The sequence below is a fragment of the Paenibacillus sp. YN15 genome, from assembly GCF_003285005.1.
In the GTDB taxonomy this organism is placed as follows: Bacteria; Bacillota; Bacilli; order Paenibacillales; family NBRC-103111; genus Paenibacillus_AR.
In genome coordinates, this window is sequence record NZ_QMFA01000001.1 from 244,701 (window position 1) to 264,066 (window position 19,366).

Below are 19,366 nucleotides of genomic sequence, written 5' to 3' on the forward strand. Positions count from 1 at the left end.
GAAATGCAAGTCGAAGCCGATTGAGTCCCCTTTTTGCCTCCATGCTTATGGTGAAAGGATTGGAGCGGCGACGTGGATTGAAACAGTGTGCTTATTTGATTTGTCATGCTGTGCAGGAAGACTGAAAGGGGCCTTGTGCCCCTTTCTTCTTTGTTATAGCGCAATGTGGCCTTAAAAAAATGAACTCTGTATAAAAATGGCCACGGCCCTGTTCATAAAAAAAGTAACCATTATTAGAATGATGGCGTTTTGCTTTTGCACACTGTTGATTATGCTTCAGACAGGCATCGGGCTTGACCAGAGATGCGCCATTTCATAACAAAGGGGAAGGGGCTGGAGAATGATTCGGCAGGCAAAACGATTGTGCACCATAATATGCGCTTTGACGCTGCTGCTGGGTTCGGCGGCCATTACGGCGCCTGTACCGCTTGCGGCAAAGGCTGAACCAATCGGAGGGGAGGCGCCCAGGCTGTTAAGCGGAAACCGGCTGGGAAGCCTGTTTCCGGGCGGCACGGTGGCGTTGGCCACCTACGCGGATTACCGCTGGCAGATCTCAGGCCTCCATTCGGCTGATGCGGCGTTTGCCGCGGCGGATTCCGGAGAGATATTGGCCGACGGAGAAGCGGGAGACGGCGGCATTGCCACCGCAGACAAGACGGGAGAGGCATACGGAACGCTCATCTATGATTTGAAGGGGTTCTATCAGGTATCGTCCGTTCAAGTGTGGACGGCTGTAACAGCAGAGAGCGGCTTTGCCCAGGTGGAGGTGTACACCAGCCTGGATGGCGCCGGATACCGGCGTGCGGGAGCGCTTGAAAGCGCTGACACCTCCTTGACAGGGCAGGGCTCCATATCCGTAGAGATCCTGCCGGGAGCCATTGCCCGCTACGTGAAGATTATCGTGCACAAGGACCCGCAGAAGCGCACACTGCGGCTGGCGGAAGCGGCAGTCTGGGGGCATGCGGCGGAGGCGCAGGCACTGTTAAGCGGCAATCTCCTCAGGGCGGACGGTCCATACGGCTTGTCTACGCCCACGCTGGACACCAAAGCCTCCTATCAATGGGGAACGGATCAGCCCTTTCCCACAGAGCCGGGGCTGATCGCCTCGGATAATGAAGCTGGCGCCAAGCAGGACGGGGCCGGCGGAGCGCCTGATCTGACAGACGGCTCCGGCCTGGAGGAAGCAGCCGATTATGCAGCTTCATCCGCCACAGGAGCTCAGGGGAAATACGCAACGGTCACCTTTGATCTGAAGGATATGTACCAGGTTGGGCAAATCGACGTCTGGACCAAGGCGGACAACGCCCGGTTTATGGACGGCTTCGAGGTGTTGGCCAGCACGGACGGCATCACTTATTTCAGCTTGGGCTATACGGCCAATCCCAACAGCCGTTATGCCGGCGCCATGGTCAAAACTGAGGCCTTTGGGTTGTCCGGAATGAATGCCAGGTATCTGCGGATTATCCTGCACAATGCCTTGGATTCCGACCAGCTGATAGCCGGGGAAATCGCTGTCTGGGGCTGGAGGCTGTACGACCCGGCTCTACCCAAAACCGATATGCCTGATCAAGTGGAGTTTACGGCGGAGCTAAAAAATTTTCGCACGCTGCATCTGGATTGGTCCTCCTACAACAGTGTAGTGAACAAGGTCAACAAGTACGGCGTGTATGCGGAGAAAACAGACTTCGCCACAACGGCGGGTCTGTCGCCTAAAGCCACAGCGGAGAACGGCTCCGTGGAGCAAAAGGGCAAACATCTGCTCTATAGCGCCCTGGAGCCGGATACCACTTACTATGTGGCGGTGACGCCCTTCAGCAGCGCCTCCGGGGAGCGAAAGGATGTAAGGACTGTGAAGCTCCGGACGCCGGGGGTGCTGGGCGGGGAGAAGGTGGGGGATCTGTTCTCCATCAACGATTCCCCGTACGGCGGCGGCAATTATGTCCATCATGGCGCCAAGGAGGATTTGAACCTGATCCGCAAGCTGATGCTGATGCGGAATATCGAAGGCATCAACAACAGCCGTTGGTGGACTCATGATTCCTGGGTGAACAGCATGTACGCCAAATTCGGGCTGGGTTTTCACCTGTTTTACCACGGGGACCAGTACGTCCGTGAGGACAACAAGCGGGGAGCCTGGAGCTTCTCAACCTACAACGAGCCTGATCTGAAGGGGCGACCGGTGGCTGATGTGGCGGCCGCTATCAAGGCCAATCATGACAGCATGAAGGCGGTGGACAGCCGCAATCTGCTGGTGGAGCCCGCCCTGGGCGGCACGGAGCCGGCCAGTATGACCTGGCTGGAGAATCTGTACAAGTCTGACGGGCAGAACGGGGCAAGGGTGCGGACCTATTTTGACGTGCTGGACGTGCATCCGTATGTGAAGTATTCCGAGGGCAAAATGCCTGGTCTGACAGAAGGGGCTCCCGAGATGCTCATCGGGAAGATCCGGGATATCAAAGCGCTGATGGCCAAATACGGCGACGCAGCAAAGCCTATCGTATTTACTGAGCTGGGCTGGAGCACCTATACCGGGGGCGGTTATCTGAAGGCTGTTGACCGGGTGACTCAACGGAATTATCTGGCCCGGTCCTATATGCATGCCGCCGCTGGAGGGGTCAAGAGCTTGTTCTGGTACTCCCTTCAGGATGATGGAACGGATGCGTCCAATCTCGAGCACAACCTGGGCATCATCGACTGGTACGGCAATCCGAAGCCTTCTTATTACGGCTACTATACGCTGTCCAAGGTGCTGAAGGACACGCAGTACATGGGGGAAGCGGCGGGAGTGGAGCATCCGTACTACGGCTACGATTTTTGGGATGAGGGGAAAAACAGCGTCATTACGTCCCTATGGGCCGCCAATGAGGATATCAAGTCCGCTGTTCTTGCCACGGAGGATAGCAGCCTTACTGTGGTGGGAATTGACGGCAGCCTCAAGCATATGCCGGTCAGCGGCGGGAGAGCCAGCGTGACCATCAGCGGTGCGCCGGTCTTCATTTATTCCGCCGCAGGGGTGAAGGTGCTGTCCGTAGACAACTCCTACATGCTGACCGAGTCTTCGGTTGACGCCCGCAGGGGTGAGACGGTTACGGTTCATGTGGAACGGTACGGCCTGGGTACGGAGAACCCCGGGCGGCTGGACCCCGTTCTGCCGGAGGGCTGGCAGACGGAAGGGGAGCTGGGCTTTGGACCGGGGAATGCGCCGGTAGTCCTGACACTTCGCATTCCTTTGAATGCAGAGGAGAAGCAGTATGAGATTCCCGTTCAGGTGGTGGCCGGAACAGAGGTGGCGGCATCTCTGAAGCTGACGGTGAATGTGCTGGAAACAGTGCGGGTGACGATTGCCGCAGAGCCTGTTGCTTCGGGCGACTGGGCCCAGTGGAATGCGGCTGTCTATCTGGAAAACCGGACGCCGGATATGGTGCTGAGCGGTTCCGTCAGTGTACGGGATGCGGTATATCTGACCATGGGCGAGGCGCTGCCGCAAACCTTCGGCGGCCTGCAGCCGGGGGCACAGACCAAGCTGGTGTTCCCAATATCGGAGCTTCCCGAACGGTCAAGAGCGTCGGTTGCTTTTGCTGTCCAATTGGATAACGGATACACCAAAACGGTGCAGCGGCCTTTCAATATCCTGGCTGCTGTCTTCGATGGGGCTGCGCCTGTGGCAGATGGCATCCTGTCCCCGGGGGAATGGGCGGGAGCCATGCCCATCTCCGTTAACCGGGCGGACCAGATCAAGAATATCATCGGCTGGGGCGGTGCGGAGGATTTAAGCGGAACCGGGTATGTGAAATGGGACCGCGGGCATCTGTACCTGGCAATGGATGTCCAGGACAACCTGCATATGCAGAACGGTACCGACGGAGATATCTGGCAAGGAGACAGTCTCCAGTTCGCCATTGATACAGGCCGGGTGAACGGGGCGGGAAGCGCGCAGAACAATGAGTTCGGCATGGCGCTGGGGCCCAATGGGGTTACCGTATGGCGGTGGATGTCGGGCAACGGCAAGCCGGCGGGCGAGCTGGAGACGGTGCGGGCTGCCGTGTACCGGAGCGGCACCCATACCGTCTATGAGCTTGCGCTTCCCTGGAAGGAAGTGCTGCCGGAGAACCAAACTCCGCAAGCGGGCGGCGTACTGGGTTTCTCGCTGCTGATCAATGAGAATGACGGCAGCGGGCGCAGGGGCTGGATGGAATATATGAGCGGCATCGGCTCCAGCAAGAATACCCAGCTGTTCGGCGATTTGCTCCTGATGCGGGCAGAAGAAGCGGCGGAGGTGCCCGTTACGGGAGTCACACTGGACCGGCATGCGGCGGAGCTTGCCGTAGGCGGCGCGTTGGATCTGACGGCAGCGGTGGCACCTGCAAACGCGGACAACACCCGAGTGTTCTTCAGCACCGGCCGGTCGGACCTGGTGTCCGTCACCCAGGCGGTGTACGGCGGGGCAACGGCCCGGATTACTGGGCTGAAGCCGGGCACGGCGCTGGTGTCGGCAGTGACGGAGGACGGCGGCTATACGGCGGTCAGCGTAATTACCGTAACTGGAACGCAAGGGCCGGAAGAGCCGGTGGACCCCGGGGAGAATCCGGGAACCGGTGATCCGGGTACCGGGCCGGAGGAAGGCAGCCAGCCGGGCGATGGCGGACAAGGCGGCAACAGTTCGGCGGCTGAGCCAACCGTACAGGGAGCCGGAATCTTCCTGCCTGCGCTGATGCCTGGCACAGATGGCCTGGCGAAGGTGAGCCTTCAGCAGGCGGAACTGGAAGCGGCCATCCGGAATGCCCGGGCCCTGGGAGCGGACAGCTTGACAGTTGCCGCGTCTGCGGCGCCAGGGCTGGCCGGGGTGACCGTGGGCTTGCCTGCAACTGTGGCCGGCGGCTTGCCTGACGCCATCGGATGGCTAAAGCTGAATGTGGGAGATGCAGCGGAGTTTTCCGTTGCTGCAGGCCCGTTGTCGGCGTCCGTCAACCGCGCAGGCGGGGAAGTGGAGCTGTCAGTGATGCGGACGGATGCGGAGAATGGGAATGCCCGCTATGATTTTGCCGTTCGGCAGGATGGCAAGGATGTGCTGAAGCCCGGCTCGGGACTTGCGGCGTTCCGGCTCTCCTTCCCGTATGAAGGCGCAGCGGGAGAGGCTGTGCACCGGATCACCGCTGCGCGGGTGGAGGCTGACGGGAGCCTGACGCTGATCTGCGCCGCCCGTCTGGACCCGCTGACCGGCCGGATGATTGTCCTGGCGGACCGGGGCGGGCGCTATACCGCCGTCTACCGGGATGCAGGCTTCACCGATGCCGCTGAGGCGCCTTGGGCCCGGAAGGCCATCGAGGGTCTTGCGGCCAGAGGAGTGGCGGAGGGAATGGAAAAAAACCGCTTCGTCCCGGGCGCTGCCCTGACAAGAGCGGAGTTTGTGCAGCTCCTGATCAACGCCTTCAGCCTGGCAAATGAGCGGGCCGAAGCTCCCTTCACCGATGTGGAGAAAACCGCCTGGTACTACCGGGCTGTGGCATCCGCCCAAGCCTTGGGCATTGTGCAAGGCTACGAAGACGGCACCTTCGGCGGAGGCAACATGATTACCCGCGCCGAAATGGCGGCGCTCTTGTACCGCACTCTGGAGGCAGCCGGACGCACTCCCGCCCGCGGAGCCGGGACAGAGTCATTCGCGGATGCCCGGGAGTTTCCCGCTTATGCCCGGGAAGCCCTTGACCGGCTCCTGTCGGCAGGTATCATCAGCGGTCTGGAGGACGGCCGCTTCGCACCGGAAGAGACAGCCACCCGGGCACAGGCTGCCGTCATCATCTATAACGCACTAATGCCATAAAGCCACCCGAAAGGAGCCTTTTATGAAAAAATTCACGCGATTATGCGCAATGGTTTGCGCATTCACCCTCCTGTGGGGGGCGGCGGCTGTCACTGTAGCCCCCGCCCCCCGGATCTCCGCAGCTGCGGAACCGGAAAAGCTGCTCACCGGCAATCCCGTCGGCGGCCTGTTTCCGGCAGGCACGCCCACATTGGCCACCTACGCCGGCTACACCTGGCTGACAGAAGGGCTAAACGCAACGGACCCGGCCATCGTGGCCTCTGACAGCGCCGAAGCTCCCCGCCTGACTGACGGGGAGAACGGCCCTGACACCACCCACAGCCTGGTTGCGGCAGCGCCGCCCGGCACGGCGGCGGCAGCGTCCCTGATCTTCGATCTGCAAGCGCCCTACAAGGTAAGCACCGTCCGGGTCTGGGCCGACAGCGGCCTGGCGTCCATGGAGGTTTACGCCAGTTTGGACGGCAAAACCTACAGCCGCACGGGTGGGGCGGCCAACGCCAATCTCCCGTCCGCAGGCTACGCAGCGGTGGAATTGAGCGTAAAGCCCGTCATGTTTGCCCGTTATGTGAAGATCATCCTGCACAAGGACCCTGCCGCCTCCAGCATGGGGATCGGGGAAGCGGCGGTTTTCGGGAAGGAGGCCGGAAGCCCGGCGCTCCTCAGCAACAACAGGCTTCGGGCCACGGGACCGTACAATACCTCCGTGAACAAGCTGGACACCGGCGCCACCTATACGTGGATCTCGGATCAGCCGTTCGTGACGGAAGCGGATTTGATCAAAACCGACAACGATTCCAAGAATGACGGCTTCGGAGGCTGGCCGGACCTGACGGACGGCTCCAGCACGGAGGCCAATGCGGACTACGTGGCCAATTCCGCCTGGGGTGCCAAGGGCAAGTACGGTGCGGTGCTGTTTGACCTGAAGGACATGTACCAGATCAACTCGATTGATGTTTGGGCCAAGGCGGACAGCAGCAAGCTGATGGACGGTTATGAGGTTTTGGTGAGCACGGACGGGGTCAACTTCCGCTCCCTGGGCTATTCCCCCAACCCCAACAGCAAAACCGCCAATGCCATCGTGAATGCCCCCTCCTCCGGCGTGCCGGGAATGAATGCCCGGTATGTGAAGCTGCTGCTGCATAATGACAACACCTCCCAGCAGCTCATCGTAGGTGAAATCGCCATCTGGGGCTGGCGGCTCTATGATCCCGCCCTGCCCAAGAACACAACGCCCGACCGGGTAGAGTTCAGAACCGAGCTGAAGAATTACAGCACCCTCTACCTGGACTGGTCCGGCTACAACCAGACGGTGAACAATGTGAACAAATACGCGATTTATGTGGAAACCCAAAATTTTACCTCCACGGCGGGACTGACGCCCAAGCTGACTCTGGAGGCGGGCTCCATCGCCCTGGCGGGAAAATATGCGTCTTACTTCGCTCTGAAGCCGGAAACCGACTACTATTTGGCCATCACCCCCTTTCACAGCTCCGCAGGGGAGCGGAAGGATGTGGAGACCGTGAAGGTAACTACACCTGGGGTACTGGAAGGGGACAAGGCGGGGAATATTTTCGCCATTAACGACTCTCCTTACGGCGGCAGCAATTATGTCAATCACGGGGAGAACGAGGAGCAGAACCTGATCCAGAAGCTGATGCTGGAACGGGAAATCGGGGGCATCCACAAGAACAGATGGTGGGATCACAGTCCCTGGATGAAATCCCTGTACGGCAGCTATGGTGTGGCCTTCCATATGTATTACCACGGCAGCGGTTATGTGCCTTCGGACAATGCCATGGGTGCATGGACCTTCTCCACCTACAACGAGCCCGATCTGGCTAAGCGGGACCCGGCGGCGGTGGCGGCAGCCATCGGGGCCAACCATGCCTCCATGAAGGCTGTGGACAGCCGGAATCTGCTGGTGGAGCCGGCTTTGGGGGGAGTGGACGCCAAGAGCCTGCCGTGGCTGGAGGCCTTCTACAATTCCGACGGGCAGAACGGCGCTTTGGTGAAAACCTATTTTGACGTGATGGATGTGCATCCTTATGTAAAATATGAGGATACGCCCTTGCCGGGTATCGACCACGGCTCTCCGGAAATGCTGATTCAGAAAATTGCCGATCTGAGGGCCTTGATGGCAAGCCACGGAGACGGGGAGAAGCCTATCGTCTTCACGGAAATTGGCTGGAGCACCTACTCCGGCGGCGCCTATCTGAAGAAGGTGGACCGCGCCACCCAGCGGAATTATCTGGCCCGGGCTTACCTCCACTCCATAGCCGGGGGCGTGAAGAGTGTATTCTGGTACTCCATGCAGGATGACGGGCTGGACCCCGCCAATCTGGAGCATAATCTGGGGATTATCGACTGGAACGGAAAGGCCAAGGAGTCCTATTTCGGCTACTACATGATGGTCCGGCTGATGAAGGAGGCCCAGTATCTGGGGCCGGTTCAGGGCGCTGTCCATCCTTATTACGGCTACCGCTTCTGGGATGAAAGCAAAAACCGCTACATCACCGCCCTGTGGGATGCATCCTGGCAGACATCCAGCACCAGCACGAAGACGGCACGTATTTCTGCCGCAGACGCTTCGATGTCCTTGGTGGGCATCGACGGCAACCAGAAGGTGGTTGAGGCATCGCAGGGCAAAGCGGGCATTACGCTTACGGGGGCTCCTGTGTTCATTTATTCCAATGCCCCGATATCTGTTGATTCCGTTCAATAATATAGAAAAGTGGAGAGTGACTGTACGATGACAAACATTCGCATTATCGGAGACAACCTGCCCCATATGCCTTGGGAGGAAAAGCCGGAAGGGTACACGGGAACGGTATGGCGGCATTCGGCCAATCCCATCACAAGCTGGAACCCTACGCCCAGTACGGCACGCATCTACAACAGCGCTGTGGTTCCCTACGGCGGCGGCTTCATCGGCGTGTTCCGCGCCGACCACAAAAACGGACGGGCCCAGATGCATCTGGGGCGCAGCCGTGACGCTTTGCATTGGGAGTTCGAGGATGAGCCCATCTCCTGGGTGGACGAGGACGGGAAGCCCTTCCAGCCGGTACACGGGTACGACCCGCGGCTGGTGCAGGTGGAGGGGACCTATTACCTCATCTGGTGTACGGAGTACGGCGGACCCACGCTGGGATTGGGCATGACCAAGGATTTTCGGACATTTGTCCGTCTGGAAAATATTTTTCCCCCATTCAACCGCAACGGTGTGCTCTTCCCGCGCAAAATCGGCGGCAAGTTCATGCTGCTGCACCGTCCCAGCGACAACGGGCATACTCCCTTCGGCGACATCTTCCTGAGCGAAAGCCCGGATCTGCGGCATTGGGGCCGGCACCGGAGAGTCATGACCCGGGGAGGCGGAGGCTGGTGGCAGATTACCAAGATCGGCGCCGGGCCCATCCCCATCGAAACCACCGCAGGCTGGCTGATGCTCTATCACGGCGTGAATCAGACCTGCAGCGGCTTTGTCTACAGCATGGGCGGGGCGATTCTCGACCTGGACAACCCGGCCAAGGTGCTCTACCGCACCCGGGATTATCTCCTGACCCCGGAGCTGCCTTACGAGACCACGGGCTTTGTGCCCAATGTGGTGTTCCCCTGCGCCACTCTCCAGGATGCTGCCACTGGGCGGATTGCCATCTACTACGGCGCCGCCGATACCTGCACCGGTGTGGCCTATGCCTATGCGGATGAGCTAGTGGCCCTTATTATAAACCATTCCGAGCTGGCCCCTGGTGACGGCGCGGTTGACCGCTGATCCGGTTCTCCGGCGCCGCCGTCTCGAAACCCTGTCCGGCCGGGCAGGGTTTCGAGTCTCATTCTACCGGAAATAGGGGCTCCAACCCCCTGTCCAACCTATGCTATAATTCGGAGTATCCGTTAAACCAACGAAGGAAGGTATCGGCATGCGCATATTGCGGCACCCGGACAGATCATGAAAACGACCATTTCCCAGAAAGCCATGCTGACCTATGGCGTTGTGTTTCTGGTGGTCATCACCCTCACGTTTTTGCTGTCCTACAACGGTACGGTGGGCCAGCTGGAGAAGGATCTGCAGGAGGCCAATCTGGCCCTCCTGAAGCAGGTGGATGCCAAGCTGGAGACGGTATTCCGCCAGGCGGAGAAGGATCTCCTGGGATTGACGGACGGGCTGGAGCTGGTCTATTTCATGCGGGACAGCTACACGGACGAGGGGCAGAAATATGCCAATTATTATGCCCTGACCACTAAGCTCAAGGACATGATGAACAACAATCCCCAGTATGCGTCTATTTTTGCCTACTCCAATGTGAGCGGCGATCTGATGACCGAGGAAACCTACATCAAGCGGGCCAATTCGGAGAACAACTGGCTTTCCCAATATGTGGAGATGTCGGATTATTTCAAGTGGCTGACCACCCACAAGGTGTGGAACGGCCGGGAGAATCAGAACGTGGTGACCCTGGTGCGGACTTACCCGTCCGTCAGCAGCCCGGGCTTTCGCAAGGGAATGATGGCGGTCAACATCAAGGAGGAGATGCTGTCGCAGATCATCCGCCAGGTGTACGACAATCATCATGCCGGGCAGCTTTTTATCCTTGACCGGGACGGCAATGTGGTGACTCATAACGACAAGTCCCAGCTTTACCGGAATTTGAGCTCGTCCCCGTACATCCGGCAGCTGCTGGACAAGGGGGGCAGCGGGGCGGACAGCGTCAAGCTGGACAATGTGCGGCAGTCGGTGTTTTACCGGACCTCGGATTATACTGGGTGGACGCTGGTCAGCATGATGCCGGAATCCAAGCTGCTGGAGCCCATCAAGGTGACGCGCAACCTGCTTCTGGCGTTCGCCGGAATTATGGTGGTGCTGGCGCTTTTGACCCTGTTTGTGATCAACCGACGTACCTTTCAGCCGCTGGAGCGTCTGGCGGGCAAGCTCTCCCGCACGTATAAGACTGCGGACGGGAAAGCCGGAGCCGGAGGCAGGCTGGATATGGACTATCTGGAGACGGTATTCGACCAGATGGTGCTGGACCGGGAGCATCTGGAGCAGCATGTCCGGGACTCCAAGCCTATGCTCAAGTGGAAGATCATGATGGATATGCTCACGGGCAGCCGCCGGGATTATGAGTCGGTGCGGCATCACCTGGATTTTCTCGGAGCCCGTCTGTTTCCTTCCCGCTATCTGGTGTGTACGGCGGAGCTTCATATGGAGGAGCACCGCCGGCCCCGGGACGAGGCACTATATACGTATGTGTTCTGCAATGTGGCGGAGGATTTCATCGGCAACGAGCATGCGGGTATGGCCATTGATCTGGGAGAGGGCCGCGCCGCCGTGCTCATCAGCTTTGCCGAGGGGGATGCAGAGCAGAACCATCTGCGCGCGCTGGCGCTGATGGAGCTGGTGAAGGACGTGATGGCCCGGCAGTTCAAGCTGGATGTTGCCGTGGGCGTGGGCCGTTCCCGGGAGTCCATGGGAGAAATTCCCCTGTCCTATGACGAGTCCCAGAAGGCGCTGCGGTACAAAATGATTTTTGGCCGGCGCTCGGTTATTTCCATCGAGGACATTCTGCCGCCGGACCGGCAGGATTATTACCGGCTGAGCCGGATGGCGGAGCCGGTGCTGGAGGCGCTGAAGCAGGCGGACGGTGCGCGGCTTGCGGCGCAGCTCTCGGAGATGTTCCGGGAGGCGGTGGACAGCAATCTCCCGCCGGAGCTGATCCGCCAGATGTGCTGCGACATCCTGGTGAAGGCCCAGCAGACGGTGAGCCTCATCGGGGTGGACCCGGATTTGGCCATGGAGCCGCTGCAGACGGTCTATGAACAGATTGTCGCCTGCGACAACTGGCAGGAGGCGGAGGGCATTGCCGCCGGAGCGCTGGAGCGGTTGGCGGCACAGGTGGCGGAGCGGCGGATGCACCGCGGCCGCAACGAAACCATCGAGCGGATGCTGGACTACATCCGGGAGCATTACCGGGAGCCGGACCTGTCCCTGGACCGGCTGGCGGAGCATTTTGGGCTGACGCCGCCTTACATCAGCAAGCTGTTCAAGGATTACACCGAATGCAACTTCATCGACCATCTCATCGATATCCGCATCCGGGCGGCCCTGAAGCTGTTGCAGGACAAAAGCATCCGCATCAACGATGTGTCGGAGGCGGTGGGGTATACCAACTCCCGCAGCTTCCTGCGGACATTCAAGAAGTATACGGGCCTGACGCCCACTGAATACCGGGAGCGTCCGCAGGAAGCATCGGCGGCAGAGCGGCCGGAGGCGGAGGAGCTGAACGCAGAGCGGAAGAGTTGACTGCAGGATAGAGTGGGAATGTAGGTCGAAGGGGGAGCGGCTGGCAGACGGAAGAAGCGTCGAGCAGAAAACAGCCGCATCCAGGCTGGACATAAAGCGTCTGACTACGGGAGAGCCGCTGTCAGACGCTTTTTTGCCCGGACAGGTGCGGAGTCTTCCGTTTCACCCTCCTTGGTGACGCCCCTAGGGCCTGTCTTCAAACCCGCTTGAGGGCATCTTTCACCGCCTTTTCACCCCGAGCTATCGTTACTTCCGCTTGACGTACCCCCGGTATGCCTGCTAAATGGACAAATCATGGAGGATTCGGTGAATAGCAGACAATGTTTGCCGCTTACATCCCTCTAGGTTGCAAGACACATGGTTCAAGCACAACTCCTGGCTGTCCCAGCCCTGGACGCGCCCTTTCCTTCCCCAACCCCAAAATAGTGAACTCCCCTTAAAAAGTGTAACCCCCCATTTGTAAGAAAATGCACCCTTCTTAGAACGAGTCTGTTTCGCGGCTGCCCGGCTATCCCCTATGATCAAACCAGCGGTTGCAGGACATGACAACCACGCGGACACAACATCGAAAGGGTGAACCTTAATGCAGGAAAAGCTTCCCGCCTCCACGGAGCCCGCGCTTTATGCGGATGCTGCCGTAGCCGTGCCGGCCATCCGGCGGACGGTGTGGAAAAGGCTGAAACGCGATAAAGCCTTGTACGCCATGCTGGTACCGGTAATTGGCTTTTATCTTCTGTTCAAGTATGCGCCCATGATCGGGGAAATCATCGCCTTCAAGGATTTCCGGTTGATCGACGGGATTTTCGGGAGCAAGTGGGTGGGCTTCAAGCACTTCGGCATGCTCTTCGAGAGCATCGACTTTTGGCGGGTGCTCCGCAATACCCTGCTGTTGAATGTTTACAGCCTGGTCTTCGGCTTCCCCATCCCAATTCTGCTGGCCCTATTGCTCAATGAAGTGCGTGTGGAATGGTACAAGCGCCTCATCCAAAATCTGCTGTACGTTCCCCACTTTATCTCGTGGGTAGTGTTGGGCGGCATTATCGTCGCGATGCTGTCCCCCAGCACCGGAGTCATCAATATGGTTCTGAAAAACCTTTTCGGCATCAAGCCCATCTACTTCATGGCGAGCTCCGGCTGGTGGCCGGTTGTTTACACCCTGTCCTCCATCTGGAGGGAGGCGGGCTGGGGAACCATTCTGTATCTGGCTGCCATGTCCTCCATCGATCCCCAGCTCTATGAGGCCGCCAAGATCGACGGTGCCAGCAAGCTGCGCCAAATCTGGCATGTGACGCTGCCGGGCATCCGCAGCACCATTGCCATCCTGCTGATTCTGCGCATGGGCCAGATGATGGACGTGGGCCTGGAGCAGACGCTGGTGCTGCAGAACAACTCCGTGCTGGACGTGGCGGATGTCATCAGCACCTACGTATACCGGGTGGGTCTGCAAAATATGAGCTACAGCTATACAACCGCCCTGGGCTTGTTCCAATCGGTGATCGGGTTGATCCTGGTCATATCCGTCAACCGTCTTATCCGCTCCTTCGGCGAGAAAGGATTGTGGTAACCCGTGAAACCAGCCAATACTTCCTCAAGCCAAAGCCTGTGGCCGGGCTTTTGGTCCGGGATCAACTATGCCATTCTGGCCTTTATGTCCCTGGTCACCCTGTATCCCCTGGTCTATGAAATCGCCGCCTCCTTCAGCAGCAGCAGAGCCATTACGGCAGGCGAGGTATTTCTCTGGCCGGTAGAGTTCAACACTCATGCGTATAAGCGGCTGCTGGACGACGGGCAATTGTTCCTGGCCCTGCGCAACACGATTGTGGTCACTCTGGTGGGAACCGCCATCAACATGGTCATGACCACCCTTGCGGCCTATCCCCTCTCCCGAAAAAGACTGATGGGACGCAACGGGCTGCTGTTTTTCATTACCTTTACCATGCTGTTTATTTCGGGGCTCATCCCTAACTTTATTCTCATTCAAAACTACGGTCTGATGAACACCTATTGGGCCCTGTGGCTGCCGGTGGCAATCAGCACCTACAACATGTTTGTTATGAAATCCTTCATGGAGGGGCTGCCCGAGGAGATCGAGGAGTCGGCCGCATTGGACGGCGCCGGGGACTGGCGGATTCTGCTGCAGATCATTCTGCCGCTGTGCAAGCCGATTATGGCGGCGGTATCGCTTTTCTATGCGGTGGGCTGGTGGAACTCCTACTTTAGCGTACTGCTCTATATTTCCAAAACCACAAGGGCTACTCTCATGGTGAAGCTGTACCAAATGATCAACCAGGTGGATCAAAGCCTGCTGAGCTCGGGAGGGGGCAGCGAGGGAGTCCTGGCCGTTACACTGACGCCGGAGGGTATCAAAGCCGCCGCTATTGTCATTGCGGTCACACCCATCCTGTGCGTATATCCGTTTCTGCAAAAGCATTTTGTGAAAGGCGTGCTTATTGGATCGGTAAAGGGCTGATATCACAGAGCATTCCGCTCTTGGTATAATACAATCAAATGATTAAGGGGATGAAAGAATGAAAGCAATCCATGCCTGGAAGCCATTACTGGCCGCATGTCTTACCGTATCCGTCCTGGGAGGCTGCGGCTCGGACAAGGGCGCCTCCGAATCCTCCTCCTCACCCGGTGCTTCACCGGGGGCAAGCGGGGCTGCCGCCACCGCAGGACCGAAAAAGGAGATCAGCATCTCCGTATTCGACCGCGGGGAGGTGCCTACAGAGGAAGGCAGCTACGAGAATAACCGTTGGACCAAGTGGATCAACCAGAACTCTCCGGCGATTGTCAATTGGGTGCCGGTAGCCCGGGGCCAGTTCCAGCAGAAGATGAATACGCTGGTGGCATCCGGCGGAGCTCCCGACCTGATCTGGGAGTATGACCGCACCTACATCGCCCAGTTGGCCAGCCAGGGAGCCATTCAGCCCATAGACAGCTACATTGAGAAATACAGCACCACCTACAAAAAATATTTGCAGGACCATCCCGAGTTGAAATCCGCCGTGACCATTGATGGTAAAATGTATGCCTTTACCAGTGCGCGCAGTGCGGACGGCATTGTCAATCACGGCATCTGGGTCCGCCAGGACTGGCTGGATAAGCTGGGCTTGAAGGCGCCCACCACGACGGAGGAACTGATTGAGGTGGCCAAGAAATTCCGGGATATGGACCCCGACGGCAACGGCAAGGCGGATACGGTGCCCATTGTATTCAACGGCAATGCGGTTCAAATTATGCGGGCCTTCTTCTTTGTCAACGAGAACCAATGGTATTTGGAGGACGGCAAGATGAAATTCGGCCGGACTCTGGACCGTTACAAGGATTCTATCGCATTCCAAAAGACGCTGTTCGACCAAAGCCTGCTGGACAAGGAATACATTACGGACAACAACTTCCAACGGGCCCGGCAGCTATGGACTACGGGCAAGGCGGGCCTTTACTTCAGCAGCTGGAACATGCAGACGGAATACTCCGATCTTCTGAAGAATGTGCCTGACGCCAAAATGGTTCCCATGGAGCCCGTAGCCTCCTCATACGGTAAAAACGGGCTGTACCAGGAGCTGCCGGCCAACATTCTCGTGGCCTTCAACAGCAAGATAAAGGAGGACAAGATCGAAGCCGCCATCAAGTTTCTGGACTGGATGCTGGACAAGGGTTGGATGAGCCTGAAGTTCGGCGAGGAGAATGTCCACTACAAGCTGGTGGACAACGTTCCCCAGAAGCTGGATCAGGACAAATTCCGCAAAGAGGTGAACTACGCCAAGGAATATCCCATTTTGAGCCAATGGAACGTCAAGCCCGAATGGTTCCCCATTCTGGAGGCGCAGGATGCCCAATCCCAGGCGTATGCCAAGCTGAAGATGCAATCCCTGGAAGTGAATATGAAGAATAAGTACCGCCGTGATATTCCGTACAGCCCGGATCTGCCGGAAATCAGCCAATTGATCACAACGTTTGCGCCAATCGCCACTCAGATTGAGACGAAGACCTTTACCGGCGGAAGCTCCATCACCCCGCAGGCCGGCATTGAAGAGGTGCGGAAGGAATGGAAGCGCCTTGGAGGGGACAATGCGGAGAAGCTGGCACAAGAGTGGTACGAGAAAAACAAGGCGTCGTTTAAGTAGGCCAGAGGTTAGATAGACGAGAGGTTAATAGGCGAGAGATTAATAGACGATAGGTTAAATAGACGCAGACGAGGTGAAAAGTCATCCATGGTGGGAGCCATTGACGAAAGAAAGCTGCTTCTGAAGGAAATCGCCCGGATGGACCAAAGCTATGATCCCGCGGTTCAGATGATCAAAATCCCGTTCAGCAGTCCGGGCTATCATACGACGCTGACAGCTGAGGCTTGCCCGTGGGTCCATCAAACCAACGCCACCGCCATCTATGCCGCCGCCCTGCTGGATGGAGGCGGACCGGACCGGGACAGCAGGGCCTTCTCGGTCCTCGGGCGGCTCATAGAGCTTCAGGACCAGGACCCGGCAAGCCCCACCTACGGCATCTGGCCCTGGTTCTATGAGGAGTCTCTTCAGCAGATGTCGCCGCCGGACTGGAATTGGGCGGATTTCATCGGCAAGCAGCTGGCGCTCTCCGTCCTCCGGCACGGCGACAGGATGCCCGAGGAGCTGGGCGGGCTGGTGCGTCATGCCGTCCGCTGTGCGGGGGAGTCCATCATTCGGCGGAATATGGGGCCCCATTATACCAACATCGCCATCATGGGTGCTTTTGTCGCCCTGGTGGCGGGGGAGGTGTACGGCTGGGAAGATATGAGGGAATACGGGCTGAACCGCCTCCAAAAGGTCTGGGAGCATGTAAGTGCTCTGGGCACCTTCCAGGAATTCAACAGCCCCGCCTACAGCCGCATCGCCGTGGTAGAGCTGGCCCGGATCAGGCAGGCGGCCCGCAGCCCCCTTGCCCGGGAATTGGCCGGCAAGCTGCTGGATCAGGCTTGGCGCATGATCGCGGAGCATTTCCACCCGGCCACCCGGGAGTGGGCCGGCCCTCACAGCCGCAGCTACGGCGTGCAGATGCGCGATGTGGAGCGGGCGTTCCTCCAGCTTGGCACGGGGAACAGGGTTTGCTATTTCGCCTGGGAGGAGCTGCCCTACGTTGTGGAGTATTACGGCAACGATATCCGCTGCCCTGACCCTTATCTGGGTTGGTTCTCCGATCACGGGGAACGGAGGCTGGCCCAGCGCTACCAATTGGACAACGAAACGGGCCGCGAGAAGCATGCCTATACCGCGATGACGCCTGACTACGCCATCGGCTCCTTCAGTGAGGAAATCATGTGGAACCAGACCAGAGGGCTACTGGCATTCATCCCCAATCAAGGGAGAACGGCTTCCATGAGGCTGCGCTTTCTCCATGACGGCTATGATTATTGCTCCGCCGTGCTGAAAACCTGCCATGCCGGGAGGAACAGCCCGCCTGCGGGGGAAGGGGCAGCCGGCAGCGTCTGGGAGGGGGAGGATGTTCTGTTGGGTATCCGTTTTCTGACGGACGGCGGAGACAGCCATCCGAATCTGGACAAAACCGGCGGAGCCATCGAAGCCGCGGATTTCCGGCTGCGGGTAGAGTTTGGCGGCGAGCTGGAGGGCGTATCCGCCTCCGCGGAGGGGCAGGAGGTTATTGTGCGCATTGGGCGGACAGTGGTTCATTTGCGCACCCTCTACGCCGCCTTCTGCGGGAGCGAGGCAGACCTGCTGCCGGATGGGCCGCCCGCTTGGTTAATCAGCCGGGAAGAGGGCATGTTTGCCTGCGATCTGGTGCTGTATTCCGGAGCGGCAATGCGGATGGATTTCCGCACATTGGAGCAGGCGGCGCTTTTGTTCCTTCTGCGAATCGGCAGAGATGCTGTGGCGCCTGCTGTCAAGGTGGAGGCAAAGGCGGCCGGAGAGACGGCGGCAGCCGTTCTCACTCTGCCGAACGGAGCGGAGGAGCGGCTGGTGATAAGCGTGAAGCCGGGCTGCTTCTGAGTATGCTGACAGGTATACAAATGACCGGATACCGGCTGATCGTGGGCCGGGCCGGTCTTTTTGCCGCGCTGCTCCATTTCCTCATTTAATAAAACCATGTGAATATGGTCTTCCCATTTTCCGTTAATTTTCAGGTAGCTTTTGGCCAGGCCTTCGTGATAAAAGCCAAGCTTCTCCACGACCTTCAAGGAAGCTTTATTCCATAGAAGCTTTAGTCCAGCCGCACCCGACCGTTGTCCGGGTTCAAAACGTAGGAGCGAATGCGTTCTTTTCCGGCATATGGCACGATAACCCCTTTGGAATGGAGGCTCCCTAGAATCCGTCGTGTATGGACACGGCTTACCTGAAGGAACGTCGCAGCGGCAGAGGGAGTAACCTGCTGGCCGTGATGGACGAAGAATTGAAGCAATTGTCTTTCCTTCCGGTTTAGATGGGGGCTGTCTAATGCGGAGCCATAATACTTGCCAAGCAATTGTTGGATGAATTGCTGGCAGCGCTGAGGTTTCTCCTTCACATCATCCAATGCAAAGCGGAAGACCTTCCAGTCATCAAACATCAGTTGGTTTTGCCGCTGCAACTGGTCGGCGAATTGCCAGCGGTTCAGGTCTTTGGCATGGGTGCCGAAGCCGTCCAATTCAAAGCATAGGCGGTAAGGTGGACGCAAATACGCGAAGTCCAGAAAACGGAAGCCGTGCAAAACACCGCTCACCTCATATTCCGCAAACAAATGCTCAAAGCTCCCTACTGCAGGCCACCACACCTGTTGGAGAAAAAGCTGCTCCAGGTAGCCGTGTCCCTCCTGCAATCTGCGCAGACTTTCACCGCTGCGGCCCTTCTTTTGGTTCTCCAGAAAGGCGGCGTACTCCCGCTCATAGCTCATCTGATCCTCTCCTCCGGCAAAAAATAAAAAAGCCGCACCATCCAATGGATGTGCGGCACGTGCTTCGCGCTTCGCTTACTTTATTATGGGATCATGGTACCAAATTATCTGCAGGAAGGCAACAGGCAATCAACAAGTGCCATCTTATACTGAAAGGGCGGCGCATGTAAGCGGCAAACAATGCGTGCTATTAGGCGAAGACGGCCTCGAAACTCCGAATAGCGTATATAAAATGTATGCTATTGGCTTCAGTTGGTCTGTAAAACGGCCGTTTTGGAGGAATAAGATATATTTTATGTATGCTATTTGGGTAAAATAAGGAAAATTTTCTTAATAGCATACATTTGTTGTTCGCTATCATTTTTGAAATGTGCAAAACATTACAT

9 protein-coding genes are annotated in these 19,366 nt (G+C 58.1%); 8 read left to right on the plus strand and 1 reads right to left on the minus strand.

What is annotated here, in order from left to right:
- The first annotated feature begins 340 nt into the window (after window positions 1–340).
- The 8 genes from DQG13_RS00850 (at window position 341) to DQG13_RS00885 (ending at window position 18,100) form a co-directional block, all read left to right on the plus strand.
- On the plus strand, window positions 341–5,818 hold the full coding sequence (locus DQG13_RS00850) for an S-layer homology domain-containing protein (RefSeq protein ID WP_113017466.1): 5,478 nt from the start codon (window positions 341–343) through the stop codon (window positions 5,816–5,818).
- Between the two features lie 22 nt (window positions 5,819–5,840).
- On the plus strand, window positions 5,841–8,540 hold the full coding sequence (locus tag DQG13_RS00855) for a discoidin domain-containing protein (protein ID WP_146767072.1): 2,700 nt from the start codon (window positions 5,841–5,843) through the stop codon (window positions 8,538–8,540).
- Window positions 8,541–8,567: 27 nt separating this feature from the next.
- A complete protein-coding gene (locus DQG13_RS00860; RefSeq protein WP_113017468.1) occupies window positions 8,568–9,587 on the plus strand; it encodes a glycoside hydrolase family 130 protein in 1,020 nt (339 codons plus the stop codon).
- 177 nt (window positions 9,588–9,764) lie between these two features.
- Entirely contained in the window at window positions 9,765–12,116 is a 2,352-nt protein-coding gene (locus tag DQG13_RS00865; protein ID WP_113017469.1) for a helix-turn-helix domain-containing protein, read from the plus strand.
- A gap of 583 nt (window positions 12,117–12,699) precedes the next feature.
- Window positions 12,700–13,680, plus strand: coding sequence for an ABC transporter permease (locus tag DQG13_RS00870; RefSeq protein ID WP_113017470.1), 981 nt, complete (start codon window positions 12,700–12,702; stop codon window positions 13,678–13,680).
- A gap of 3 nt (window positions 13,681–13,683) precedes the next feature.
- Complete coding sequence (locus tag DQG13_RS00875) at window positions 13,684–14,586, plus strand: carbohydrate ABC transporter permease (RefSeq protein ID WP_258525398.1); 903 nt, start codon at window positions 13,684–13,686, stop codon at window positions 14,584–14,586.
- 58 nt (window positions 14,587–14,644) lie between these two features.
- Window positions 14,645–16,246, plus strand: a complete 1,602-nt coding sequence (locus tag DQG13_RS00880; protein WP_113017471.1) for an extracellular solute-binding protein — start codon at window positions 14,645–14,647, stop codon at window positions 16,244–16,246.
- 87 nt (window positions 16,247–16,333) lie between these two features.
- Entirely contained in the window at window positions 16,334–18,100 is a 1,767-nt protein-coding gene (locus tag DQG13_RS00885; RefSeq protein ID WP_113017472.1) for a hypothetical protein, read from the plus strand.
- Window positions 18,101–18,311: 211 nt separating this feature from the next.
- On the opposite strand, the gene DQG13_RS00895 is transcribed toward DQG13_RS00885, so the two are convergent.
- Window positions 18,312–18,980 carry a DNA-binding response regulator gene (locus tag DQG13_RS00895; RefSeq protein ID WP_113017473.1) on the minus strand — a complete coding sequence of 223 codons (669 nt, stop codon included), beginning with the start codon at window positions 18,978–18,980 and terminating at the stop codon, window positions 18,312–18,314.
- Between the last annotated feature and the right edge of the window lie 386 nt (window positions 18,981–19,366).

Coding starts and splice junctions, on each gene's coding strand:
- DQG13_RS00850 (WP_113017466.1), top strand. CDS start 341: ATGATTCGGCAGGCAAAACGATTGTGCACCATAATATGCGCTTTGACG.
- DQG13_RS00855 (WP_146767072.1), top strand. CDS start 5,841: ATGAAAAAATTCACGCGATTATGCGCAATGGTTTGCGCATTCACCCTC.
- DQG13_RS00860 (WP_113017468.1), top strand. CDS start 8,568: ATGACAAACATTCGCATTATCGGAGACAACCTGCCCCATATGCCTTGG.
- DQG13_RS00865 (WP_113017469.1), top strand. CDS start 9,765: ATGAAAACGACCATTTCCCAGAAAGCCATGCTGACCTATGGCGTTGTG.
- DQG13_RS00870 (WP_113017470.1), top strand. CDS start 12,700: ATGCAGGAAAAGCTTCCCGCCTCCACGGAGCCCGCGCTTTATGCGGAT.
- DQG13_RS00880 (WP_113017471.1), top strand. CDS start 14,645: ATGAAAGCAATCCATGCCTGGAAGCCATTACTGGCCGCATGTCTTACC.
- DQG13_RS00885 (WP_113017472.1), top strand. CDS start 16,334: ATGGTGGGAGCCATTGACGAAAGAAAGCTGCTTCTGAAGGAAATCGCC.
- DQG13_RS00895 (WP_113017473.1), bottom strand. CDS start 18,980: ATGAGCTATGAGCGGGAGTACGCCGCCTTTCTGGAGAACCAAAAGAAG.